This window comes from Mycoplasma sp. 613B (assembly GCF_054343485.1).
Genome location: NZ_JBTGVH010000005.1, coordinates 39,135 through 53,589 on the forward strand (window position 1 = coordinate 39,135; position 14,455 = coordinate 53,589).

A 14,455-nucleotide genomic window follows, 5' to 3' on the forward strand; every position below is an offset into this window, starting at 1 on the left:
CATTAAAATAAGAAAATTTTTCTATTTTTTAGTGCATTTTTGCCCATAAAAATTATAAAAATTTGTTTTTTTGCTAAAAATGATATAATTATTATATTTATAAATATAATAGAGTCAAAAGAAGGGAATTCTAATGAGTAAAAAAGTGAAAATAATTTTATCTGCAATTGCAACTACTGCAGTAGCAGCAGGAACTACAGCGGTTGCTGGATATTATTTTTTCAAAAAAAACGATACACCTACTTCCATTCAACCAACTGAAGCAACTTCAAATAACCAAACAAATTTAGATAAAGAACCAAAAGTTAATGAAAATGGTTCTATTCAAAAAAAGAAAAAAGAAGAAATTGAAACTAAAACAGAAACAAATGTAAAACCTAAAGAAGTAGAAACAGAAAAATCAGTATCACCTTCAAAAGAAAATCCACCCACCACTGTTGAAAATAAAAAAGAAGAACCAATAGTTGAATCAGGAGATCAAGAATTTGAAAATGCTCCGCAATTAGAAGTTAATATTGATAACTCCACTTTAAGATTTAGTGAAATTCATAAAGAAAACTTTTCAATTAACAACTCAAATAATAATTTAAGTTATTCAGTAGAAAGTTTTAGACTAAATGACGATCAAAGATCAATCTCTGTTGTTGTTAAAATAATAAAAGCAGATAAAAGTAAAACTTACACCATTGATAATTTTACTGACTTCAAAACTGAAGAGCAATATTACATTGAATTATTGAATTCTAAAACAGAAGCATTACAAGTGCATCTTATTGCAGGTAATGAAAATAAAAAAGCAAATGAATATACCATCAATAATTTTGAACTAAATAACCAAGATAATAATTTTACTTATGAATTAACTTCACTTTCAACAGTGCAATCAAATCAAGAAACAGGAATAAGAACTACTGTTGTTAGTGGAACTATTTCTAAAGATAATCATTCTCAAAGTTTTAACAAAACAGTTACTTGAAACTTTGAAACAGATAGAGAAGTATTAGCAAGGGTAATAAAAAACAAACAAGTTTATCAAGCAGAAATTGATAAGATTCTAAATAAAAAACTAATCCCTGCTGAAATATCTTTAAGTTCAGAAAAGATTCAATATTATGATTCAAAAGAAGATGTGTATTTTATCTTTAATAGAGCAGAAGAATTAAATGATTTTGAAGGAACTGCAAGATTACAATTTGAAGTAAGAAAAAATGATTCTGCTGCTTCATTATCATTAACATTTAATGGATTTAATAAAATTGTTGCTGAAGATAAAGATTACAATAATACTCATAGATCTGCTACTTGAAATATTAATGCACCAGAATCAGATAGTACAAGTTATAAAAAAGAATATGTATTTACAAGAGTTGGTCTTGGTGGTAAAATAGGGCGAAACTATTGATATGTTAATTCAGATAAATCAAAAGATATTGTTTTTGAAATTACTAAGAAAAACAATAAACCAATTTATGTTTATAATTTAGAATTAATCTTTATGCATTATGGTGGATATTATAATGACAATGATTTCTATCATATTGAATATAAAACTACACCAGATGGACAATGACAAAAAGCAGATATGTCAACAAATGTTAAGTGAGATCAAGTACATAATGCTATTCCACATATTCATAACAAAATTGATATCAAAAAAGATGTTGTAGCAATTAGAGTTGTATTTGAAAAAGGAAAACAACCAACATATTACACACATATTTCAAGTTTAATGCCTTATATTAAACAATATCAATATGAACAAGAAAATATAACTAATACAGATGATAATATCTCAACAACAAATCAAGAAAATCCACCTGTTACAACTAATAGTGATTCAGAACCTGCTGTAAATCAACCAGTAACTCCAGTGCAAGAAGAACCAACAGTAGAACAACCAACTACTTTAAATGATAATGAACAACCTTCTGTTTCAAGCGAACCTTCTTCAAATGATTCTTCTAAAGTTGTAAATACTGATGATTCAATTCAAGAACCTACAACAACTTCAAGCACTGATTCAAATGATAAAACAGACACAACTACCGTTTCACAACCAACAGAAAATGAACCTGCTACAGTTACAGAAAACCCTTCAAATAATTCCGATAATACAACAACAGATAATGAACCAGTTTCAAATAATTCATCAGAACCTGTTGAACCAGCAGTATCAACATCAAACGAAGAACAACCTGTTGTATCAGAACCAAATGGAAACACTGCAAGTGAACCAACTACAGAAGAACCAGTAGTTAGTGAGCCAGTTGATGAAGAATTTGAAAATGCTCCACACTTAGATGTAAGTATAAATAACTCTACTTTAAGATTTAGTAAAATTCAAAAAGAAAACTTTTCAATTAATAATACAAATAATAATTTAAGTTATTCAGTAGAAAGTTTTAGTATAAATGAAGATCAAAGATCAATTTCTATTGTGGTTAAAATAACAAAAGAAGAAAAAAGTAAAACTTACATTATTGATAATTTCACTAACTTCAAAACTGAAGAGCAATATTATGATGAATTATTAACAGAAAAAGTTCAAAATTTAGCTTTAGTAATTAAACCTGAATCTAAAAACAAAAAACTTAATGAATATGTAATTGAAGATTTTGCTGTTAATATTCCTGATAGTCAATATCAATATAATCTAAGTTCATTTAGTGCAGTAAGTGAGAATCAAGAAACAGGAATTAGAACTACAACTATTAGTGGAACTATTTCAAAAGATAATCACTCTAAACCTTTTGCAACAGAATTAAGTTGAAGTTTTGAAACCGATAAACAAATTGTTGCAAGAGTTATTGCTAATAAGCAAAAATATCAAGCAGAAATTGATAAGTTATTTAACAAAAACTTAATTCCAAGTGAAATTCAATTAAATCCACAAGTATTGCAATATCACGATCAAAAAGATGACGTGCAATTTACTGTTGTAAATAAGGCACAATCATTAAAAGATTTTGAAGGAAGTGCAACACTACAATTTAGAGTAACTAAAAATAATGCATCTGATACTGTTTCATTAACATTTAACGGATTTAATAAAATTGTTGCTGAAGATAAAGATTATAATAATAGACATAGATCAGCTACTTGAAATATTAGTGCACCACAACCTAGTTCAAGTTGAAAAAAAGAATATGTATTTATTCCAGTTGGATCTTGAGGGTATCTTGGTAAAAACTATTGATACACAAATGCAAATCCAAAACAAGATATTCATTTTGAAATCACTAAGAAAAACAATCAACCAATTTATGTTTATAACTTAGAATTAATCTTTATTAGAGATGGTTCTTACTATAAAGATCAAACATTCTATCATATAGAATATAAAACAGCAAATAATAACAATTGACAAAGAGCAAATATGAATACAATTGTTAAGAAAAACCAATGACACCACGGTGTTCAACACGTTCATAATACAATAGACATTAAAAAAGAAGTAACAGCAATTAGAGTTGTATTTGAAAAAGGAAAACAACCTAAATATGTGCATATTTCAAGTTTAATGCCTTATGTTAAAGAAAGATAATATAAAAGGAAGTAATTATGAGTAAAAAAGTAAAAAATAAAAAAGGAATTGCCTTAGGGGCTTTACTTGGAGCATCCATAGGTACTACAGCTGCTTTTGTTCCACATTTATTTAATGACAAAACAAAAAAAGCTGAAACAGTTAATATTAAAGAATTTGAAGCAACTAATATTGGTTTAAATAGTGCTACAGTTAAATTCAAGTTAGATCTTGAATCATTACCTGAAAGATATAAAAAAACTTTATCAAGTAATCCACAATTAAACGTTAACATTATTGAATCTAAAACTAATAGAATTGCTGATACAGAAGTAGCAACATATAATGCAGAAACACAAGAATTTTCATTAGATGTTACTTCATTAAAACCTGGAAAAATCTATAATCTACAAGTTGTTGATTTAGCAAATGATAACTTAACTTTTGAAATGAGCACAAGTGCAGGTTTCATTGTTACAAAACCTGAATTAGAAAAACTAAACTATAATCTTAATAAAAGAGAAGTTTCTCTGGAATTATTCTTCTCTGATGAAGAAAAAATTCTTGTTGGTAAAGAAGTTACAATTCAAGTAAAAGAACAAAATAACACAAGTGCACAACCACAAACATTAACAGGAAAAGTAGAATTAGTAGAAGGTAAAGATTTAGCAGGTAACGACAAACACAGTGTTGTATTTAAAACTAAAGTAGAAGGTTTAAAAAGAAACACTACTTATGAAGTTACAAGTGTTAAAATCGATAATAGAGAAGTAGAAGCAAAAGCCGACTTAGACCGTACTTTTAAAACTTCAATACCAACTACAATTGTAAAATCACTAACTCAAACTGAAAGCACCAAAAACACTGCTAAAGGTGAATTATTATTTTCAGGAGATGATGAAGATGTTGAAAATAAACAAATTAATGTTACTTATGCACAAATTAGCAAAGATGAAAACGGACAAAAAACAGGTTATACAAACATTCAAACCCTTTCTAATTTATCTCTAACAAAAGTTGAAAAAACAATTGATAATAAACAAGAAACATTCTATAAAGTAGATTTAGATTTAACTAACTTACAACCAGGTTCTTCATATGAAATTCTTAGACTTTCATCAGTTAATAGCGATGATTTAGAACATGCAGTAAATGCTATTCTTCCACGTGAAGAAGCAGATAAATGAATTTTATCTACAAATCCAGTTGTTGCTAAAATCTCGACTGATACACAAGTAGAAAAAACAGCATTTATTACAGTAACTCTAAAAGATGATTCATATACTAAAAACGGACAAAGTGCATATTTAAAATATGCTCTAAAAACAGAAAAAGATGATGCTACTAAAGTTAAAACCGTTAAAGGAAATGTTATTGGTAACTTTATTAGATTCAATTTACAAGATTTACAAGGATTACTAGAATACACTATTACAGAAATTGGAATAAGTGAACCAGGTAGAACTGCAGATCAAGAAAAACACACTGCATTTGATTTTACTGAAAACTTTGATCAGGCAACCAAAAGCTTTATACCAACTGTTTCAAATATTTTAATTAACGATGTTAATGTAACTGACATAAAAGAAAGTACAGCAAAAGTTGTACTAGAATTTGAACCAAACAATGATTTTATTGAAAACAGAAAAGCAAAATTACAATTTTCTGCTTTAGGTTCTAATGATGTTGTTACTTTCCCTTCACCTGCTACTGATAATCAAACAGTGGAAGGAAAAGTAATTTCTAAACAAGATAACAAATTAAAAGTAGAATTTGACTTAACTGGATTAATTGGAGGAACAAGTTATTCTATTACTGGATTAACTCTTGATGAAGATTCAACCAAGAGTGCTGTAGAAAATAACTTAAAAATTGATTTTTCAATTAATTTAGATGGTTCTAAAAGAAGATTTATTACAAAACCAGTAATTAAAGATATTAACTATACAAACTCAGATGCTTCCGCAAGTTTAACATTTACTTTAAATAACTCATATACAGATAAAACTCAATCCTTTGAAGGAAAAACAGCTACTGTTAAATATAAATTAAGAACAGATGCTAATGCTCAACCACAAGCAGGTGAAGATACAGCAGAAAAAACAGTTACAGCACAAGTAAAAAGTAACTACATTGTTGTTGATTTAGAGAATTTAACACCAAACAAAACTTTTGAAATTACTTCAGTAGAAGTTGAAGGTTATACAACTTCAGATACAACTAAACCAAATGATATTTTAGCTGTTTCTAGTGATATAACAGAAGATAAAAAACTATTCTATACAACAGCTGTTTCAGCTAATATTAATAATATTACTAACACACCACAAACAGAATCAACTTCACAATTAGTATTTACTTTTGATGATAGATCTAAATTCTTAGCAGGTAGAACTATTATAATGAAATACAGAAAAGTGAATGCTAGTGTTTCAACCCAAGATTCTACAATTGAAACAACTGTAAGTGCAGATGGAAGCAGTTTAACTTATGATTTAACTGGTTTAGACATAGGAATTAAATATATTGTTAGTTCACTAACACTAAAAAAAGATGCTGCAGATGCAGATGACAAACCTTTAACTAGAATTGTTTTTGATGCTAAAACAGTTGCAGAAGAAAACAAAATCTTTAGAACAACTAACGGGGTAAGTGGATTTGAATTTAGAACTCCAGTTGAAACAAAAGCTAGAGTTATTGTTTCAATTGCTGACGCAAGTCAAGAATATGAAAATAAACAAGTAAAATTAGTTTATGCTAAAACAGATGCAAACTCTACTGAAACAACTACAGATGCAGTTGACATTATTAATGGTAAAGCAGTATTTGATTTAACTAATTTAGAAAAAATCAAAGAATACAAAATTACTCATGTTAAATTAGTAAATAATGGTACTGAAACTGATATTCCTTTAAAAACATCATTAACAGATGATAATAAAAAATTCACTACTTCTGCTCAAAGTGCAAAAGTTGCTACAATTGAAGAAGATGCAAGTTCTAGAACTAAAAACTCTGCAGTTGTAAATGTTTCATTTGATACTACACACGATAGTTTCTTTGCAGATAACTCTTACACTCTAAAAATGAGATATAAATTAAGAGGATCTAATGAAGCAATTCAAGAAGCAACCGGTGTTTTAGATGCTTCTGATGCTTCTAATAAAAAATACAAATTTACTTTCTCAAGTCTAAAAGAAGGTTCTGTTTACTACATTATTGGATTTAATGGTGAAAAAGATAATAAAAACATTGATGTTATTTTAGATAATGTTAGTGAAGATAAAAAACAATTTTCAACTAAAGCAACAGTAAACTCTATTTCTGTAAATACTTCTGAAGAAGCAAAAGCAAGAATTGTAGTAAGATTTAACGATGCAAAAACAGAAATTATTAATAAAGAGTTAAAAATCGTTGTTAAAAAACAATCAGAAAAAGATAATGATTCAGCAACTAAATATGAAGATACATCAACTTCAGATTCAGGATTATATGTATTTGATTTAGCAGATTTACCAAAAACAGAAACATTAGAAGTAGTAGGTATTTATGAAAAATCAGGAGGTTCTTCAGATTATACTCAACAAATTGATTTTGGAGCAGAACAAGCAAGTACATTAGATACAACAAAAGTATTTACTGTTACTGCAACAAGTGCTACAGTTAATAAAGTTGAAGTTACTTCAATTGAAAGAAATTCTGCTTCAGTAAAATTAACTTTTGATACAACTAAAGATTCATTTGTTAATGGTAAAAAACTAAAATTAAGATATAAAGGACAAGATTCATCAGATATTATTGAAACAACAGGTGATGGTGAAACAATAAATAATGGTACTCTTACTATTGCTTTAAGCAACTTAAAAGAAGGTATCAGATATGAAGTTGTAGGATTTACAGTTGAAAACTATAAATCTAACTTTGATTCTTCAACAAATTCTCTTGCTTCATTAAGTCATAGACAATTTGTAACAAAATCAGCAGTTTCAAAATATGAATTTTTCCAAATTAGTGAAACTTCTACAAGAGTTGTAGTTTCTATTGAAGATAATGCTAGAGTAAAAGAAAACTTTAAAGCTAAATTAAAATACTATGCAACTTCTACTCCATCAACTGAACTAGAAACAAGTGCAGTAAGCATTTCAAACCGTAGAGCAGTATTTGAATTAACAGGATTAACCAAATCTGGTTCATATACAATTAAAGAGTTACAAATTAGTAATGCAGCAAATTCAGAAGATGGTTTAACTAAATTAGATGAATTATCTACTGTTACAGAAAATATCAAACAATTTACTTTAACTTCACAAACTTCTGAAGTAACAACAGTAAATTCAACTACTACTTTAAATAGTGCAACAGTAACTATTAAATTAGGAACTGCTGATGCATTTACTATTGGTAAAACTGCAACATTAAAATTAAGAAAACAAGGTTCAGAAGCTGAAATAACTCAACAAGTTGCTTTAACTGATGATAGTGGAGTTCCAAAAGGAGAGTTTACATTTAATAGTTTAGATGCTGGTTCAACATACGTATTAACAGGAATCTCTATTGAAAGTGTTCCTAAAACAAGTTTTTCACAATCAATTACTGATTCAAATAAACAAGTAGTTACAACACCATTAATTTCTAGAGTAATTATTGCTCCATCAGCAGAAACTACTTATCAATTAAATGCTATTGTTCGTGATCCATTATCTGGATCAAATGACAATAGATCATTTGATAATAAGAAAGTAAAAATTACTTATTATGCAACCGATGCAGAAAGTACTAAATTAACAGTTGATTCAACAATTACTTTATCAAGAATTGATGCAACTTTAACTAATTTAGTTAAATCTAAAACTTATAAAATTGAAAAAATTGAATACAGTGCAACTGGAAATGAATTAACAGGTGATTTAACTGCATTTACATTTACAAGTGAAGTTCAAGATTCTAATAAACAATTTACAGTTGAACCAAAAACAGCACAAATTACAGAATTAAGTTATGAAACTATAACTAATAATAGTGCAACTGTTAAAGTTAAATTCTCAAATGATGTCGATGGTTACTTAAGTACTTCAAGTAAACAACTAAAAATTAAATACCGTTCTTCAGAAGATTCTGAAAGTAAAGAAAGTACTTTATCAAGTGCTACTGTAGAAAATGGAACTGTTGTTTATTCATTTGATTTACAAAACCTTGGACACGGAGCAAATGTTAGAATTATTTCAGGTATTATTGATGGTATAAGTGTTAACTTTGCTTCTACTATAACTGCAGAGCAAAAAGCATTTAACACTATTCCAACAGTTAGAGTTGTTAGAAACTTTAAAGCAGATGAAGAAGAAAGTTGAAACATCGAAGTTAGACTAAAAGACTTAAAAGAAACTTCAACTAATAAACAAATTAAAATTAAATATGTAAAAGAAAGTGCAGAAAATGATGTATTAACTTCAGATGCTGGAACTGTTAATTCAAATAGAGTAACTATTAAACTTTCAAATCTTGAAAAATACACAGGATACAAAATTAAAGAAGTTATTTTAGTTGATTCTTCTTCTTCTTCACAAGAACAATCATTAATTTTTGAATCTTCAGTAACTGATGAAAATAAAAAATTCAAAGTAATACCAAAATTAGCAACAATTGAAGCAGTTGAAAACAAAACTTCAACAACTACAACTTCATCATTTGATCTTAAATTTGCTGATGCAGATAGAAATTATTTAAGTGCATATCACAACATTACTATTAAATATAGACAAAAAGGTCAAACAGACATTATAGAGAAAAATGGAACTATTAACACAACTACATTAAAAGCTTCATTTAGTTTTACTGTAGGAACTGACAACTTTGTTCAAGCTTCTTATGAACTATTATCAGTAATTTTCCAAGGAGATCAATTAAATTCTGGTGTTAAAAACACAGAACATAACCCTGAAGGTGTGTTAATCTTATTTAAGGATTCATTAACTAGAAATGATAAAACATTTGCTACAACAACAGATGTTGCATCAATTTCAACAGTAGGAGATGAAACTACTGCTGAAGCTACTGTAAGAATTAATGATAATTCTCAAACATATGTTGGTTCAAGACTAAAAGTAGTTTATACATTAAAAGATGATACTAATGAAATTACTTCAAGTGATGCAGAAATTGTACCAAGTACTGAAAGTGGTAAATCAGAAGCAGTTGTTACTTTAACAGCATTGAAAAAAGAACATACTTATACAATTAAGAAAGTTTTAATTAATAATACAGAAACTCCTTTTGTTGATAGTTTTGATAACAATAGCAAAACATTTAAAACAACAGGAAAAACCGCTACTGTTGATACTATTACTCAAGATGAAAGTTCAATTGCTAAAGATACTGCAACTATAACATTAATATTTGATGCAGCGGATGTATTCTTAGCAGGAAGTACTACTGTTGAACCAAATACAACTGCTAAAAATCTTTACTTAGTATTTTCTTCAAAAACAACAGGAGCAACAAAAACTTCTGAAACTGCAGCTATTGTAACTAAAGAAGGAGATAAAGCAAAAGTAGTCTTCAATTTAACTGGTTTAGATTCAGGGGATACTTATGAAATCATTTCAGTTCAAGAAAGAACTGGTGAACCACAAGCAAATGATGTGCAATTTAGTTTTCCAGATAATGTTAATAAAGACTTTAAAACATTACCTGCTTTAGGTTCTGTAACTAAAAACCTAAATACAGAGAAAAAAGCAGTATTAACTATTGATCTTGTTAATAATAATGATATCTTAGGGGAACCGAGTGCTTCAACTCAAGGAACTCTAACATATAGAAAAGTTTCAGATAATAGTAGTACTGAATTAACTGCTTCCTTCATTTACAATAGTAAAACTTCAATTTCTGTTGAATTGAATAATTTACAAAAAGATGAACAATATGAAATTGTTAAAGCTACTGTAAATAATAAAGATCTTGTTTTCACAACTGCAACTAACACAGATAATAACAAGAGATTTAGAACTTCTGTAAGAACAGCAGAAGTAACAATTACTGCTAATGATGATAAACAAGTAGGAGCAGGAACCTTTACACTTGCATTTGGAAACAGTGATGACTTTTTAAACAAAGGATGAACTGCTAATATTTCTTACCAAGTAACTAATGAACTTGAAAGAAAAGTTACACATAATACTCCTGTAAATATTACTAATAAACAAGCAGTATTTAGTTTAACCGGTTTAACTGGTGGTCAAACCTATCATATTACCGATATTACTTTAACTAAAGATTCAGCTAACACTGAAGCAAGTGTTGATTCAGTTATTGCAAGAGTTCAAGGAACTCCTGCACAAATCAACACTAAAGCAACAGTTAAAACTATTTCTTATGTTTCATCAACAGAAGGACAAGCAACTGTTAAAGTAGGATTTGATAATACTAACTTAGATATTGCAAACAACGGAACTGTTGCAATTACTTATGAATTAGTAACTCCACTTGGTGATGGAAATCACAATGGAAATGCAACAGGAACAGTAGTGGTGTCTAATAATAATAATAATAATAGTGTTGCGACATTCAATTTAACTAATCTTGTAAAAGGACAAGAATACAAAATTACTGCAATTAAAAGAAATTCAACTTCAGGAGAAGATTTAACTTTCAATAGCAATATAAGTGAAGATACAAATTCTGAAAGAAGATTTACTTCTATTACACAAACAGCAGTAGTTTCTGCAATTACTTTCTCAAGTCAAACAGTAAATAGTGCTAGTGCTACTTTAACACTTGAAGATGAATTTGCTAAATCAGGTCAACATGCATCCATTTTATATAGAAAAGTAGGAACAACAGAAAGTTTCAACACTGCACTAGTTGAAGTTAATTCAGATAAAACATTTACAGTTAATTTAAGTAATTTATCAGCTGGTTCTCAATATGAAATAATAGGGGGAACATTAATTCCTTCATCAGCTGCAATAACAATTAAAAATGAATTACAAACTCAAAATAGTCATAAATTCTATACTAAACCAGAAATTTCCGCAATTGAAATTACTCCTAATTCAGAAACTGAAGCAAGAGTAGTATTAACTTTTGCAGATGCAGAAGGTTCACTAAATGGTCACTCACTACATTTAGATGCAATTTTAGCAACAAATGATGGTAATGCAGCAGCAAATCAAGTTCAAGCAAATGCAACTGTTGCAAATAATTCAGTTACATTTAACTTTAGTAATTTAAGTAAATATACCAGTTACAGAATAACAACTGTTGTTGACACAACTAATTCAAATACAGCAGTTCCATACAATAAGTTATTTAATACTAATGGAGAATTAGAAAGTTCTAAAGAGTTTAGAACTTTAGGAACTGCATCAACATTAGAATTTAATGCACAACAATTTGATGGAACTGATGCAACAACATCAAGTGCAAAAGTTAAATTTACAGTTCCAACTACAGATAGAACATATGCAAGAAATAAAAACTTAGCTTTAAGATATGTGCAACTTGCAGATGATGGAACTGAAGTTACAAATACTGAAAAAACTTCACCAGTTAATATTAGATTAGCAGAAGATGGTAACATTGAATTTAATTTAAGTAGTGATGTTGACGGTTTATTATCAGGAACTAAATATAAAGTAAAAGAAATTATCGATTTATCTCCTGCTTCAGAAAGAATTACTTTTAATGTTCCAGCAGATTCTACATTCTCTACTTTAATTGAGCAACCACAAATTGTTGGAGTAACTCCGGAAGCATCAATTAAAAATAGTACTGTAACCGATAATCACTATGCTTATAAAACTAAATTTAATATACAGTTTAGTGATCCAAAATCAACAATTAAATGAGATACAATAAATTCTTGAAGTGTTGCTGTTGTTAGAAAAGGAAGACACGAAGGTGAAGCGGATAAAAATATCACTAATTCAGAAATTTCATATAGCAGATTAAATGATACTTCTACTTTACAAGTAGAATTAACAACCGCTGATGTTAAAGAAATTCTAGGAGCAAGATTAGAATTTACAATTAGTGGTGTAACCTATTCTGAAAAAGTAGATAAAAGCGATAATAAAGTTATTACTACTTTAAATAGAACAGAAAAAGGTGGAGATATTTATGCAACAGTTAAATCTACTTATTTAGTTGAAGAAATAGCATTTCCACAACAAAATACAAACTTCTTCTTTGGATTAGCATTCAAAGTTTATGATCCAACTAGATCATTAAAAGAGTCACATCCATATAATAGTGGTAGTGGATTAGCATATACTTGATATGTATCAGATGCACCTTATACTCCAGTAATGACATTTGAATATACAGATGGTTTTGGAGCAGCATCTCATCAAGGTTTTGCAACTAACAGTGATAATACAACTATAACAAGCAGTAAATTTATTACTCCTACTTCAACTAAAGCAACTAGTCATTTTAAATTAAAACAATCTGCATCAGCATTTGTAAATAGTAGTTCTACTTGAACAGAATTTATGCCAAAACAAGCTATTGAATGGATGACAGCTAAAAGAGATCCGAATAATCCAGATTATATTTATGTAACAATTGGTGGTTCTACAAACAGAAATGATGGTTTAGGTTGAGGAAAACTTCATCAAAAATATATTAGAATTAAAGCAGGTTCTATATTTGCATTAACTAAATATGTTCCCGCTGATAAAACAGAAGCAACTAACTCTGCTACATATCTAACAAATGGTACAAGTGATGTTACTGAAGGTATAACATTACTAAGAGATGATATTACTACAAGAGCAACTTACACACTACCTATGCCTGCTGGTGATTTTAATAATGATGAATCTAAATTAGTATGAACATCTGACTCTGGACAAAATAATCTAAGATTAACTGGAAAACCAGGTACACATGGTAATCCAAGTCAAATTGATAATTATGTAACATTTGGTTCTACAACATGAGATAATACTAATAAAACCTTATCAATATCATATAGTCCAAATACAGCAAATGCCAATAGAATAATTACTACAACTATTAAAGGTTATGCTGTCTTCCAAGATCAACAAGGTAATTTATACTTTGCAGGTGATAATCAAGGTAATCCACAAGCATTATCTACTAGTTCTACTGATTTTTCTAATAAAACAATTCAATTCCATGTAAATTACAATGGAATTTCAGAAGATGAAAAAGCTCCTGAAAATACACCATTAAGATTAATTGGAATTTGATCACAAGAAGATAGTACTTCTAAAGTAGCACCTGTATTCATTCATACAGATAAATTTGCAAATACTTTAATTGAGTTTGAAATCAAACCAACTAACTAATAATAATTTAATAAAAGTCTAATCTAGTAATAGGTTAGATTTTTTATTTACTTATTATTTATATTGAATACTAGTTCAGTATTATCCCACCTCTATCTTAATTTGATTAAGTTTAGGTAGTATACTATAATCAAGTTAAAGTATATATATTTAATTATTTATTAAACCAAACAAAAAATAAATTAATAAAACAAAATTATTAAGACAAAATCAAATGTAAACTAATGTAAATAATGTTATAATAATATTAGTAATGATTAAATTACTAGTAAATTTACAAATTTACGGATAATCATATGAAGAGTTTATCGTCAGATTAAGCGTAATATTAAGTACTCAAACCTTCAATGTGCCTTTCTTAACAGAAAGGTTTTTTATTAAAGAGAAAAATGTTTCTTTAAATCAAACAAGATATTAATAATAAAAATAAGAACAAAATTAAATTTCAATATTTATGGTAATTTATTTAACCATAAAAGATTAAATCTTAAATGATTAAGAAACTATAATTTAATTGTGTTAATTAAATATATTACTTCATAAATTTTTTATAAGGTTTAATATAAAAAATATTTTTACTATTAACTAATAAACTCAAAAAAAACAAAATCAAAAGAATTTC

Annotated in this window: 2 protein-coding genes; both read left to right on the forward strand. The window is 27.9% G+C overall.

Translation table 4 applies throughout. The features are described 5' to 3' along the window. Positions 1 to 133 precede the first annotated feature (133 nt). The gene (locus ACXX87_RS01365) at positions 134 to 3,544 is read left to right on the forward strand and encodes a lipoprotein 17-related variable surface protein (protein WP_458561026.1); all 3,411 of its coding nucleotides are present in this window, start codon (positions 134 to 136) and stop codon (positions 3,542 to 3,544) included. A 17-nt stretch (positions 3,545 to 3,561) separates the two neighbouring features. Further along, positions 3,562 to 13,833 carry a hypothetical protein gene (locus ACXX87_RS01370; protein WP_458573123.1) on the forward strand — a complete coding sequence of 3,424 codons (10,272 nt, stop codon included), beginning with the start codon at positions 3,562 to 3,564 and terminating at the stop codon, positions 13,831 to 13,833. Positions 13,834 to 14,455: the final 622 nt, after the last annotated feature.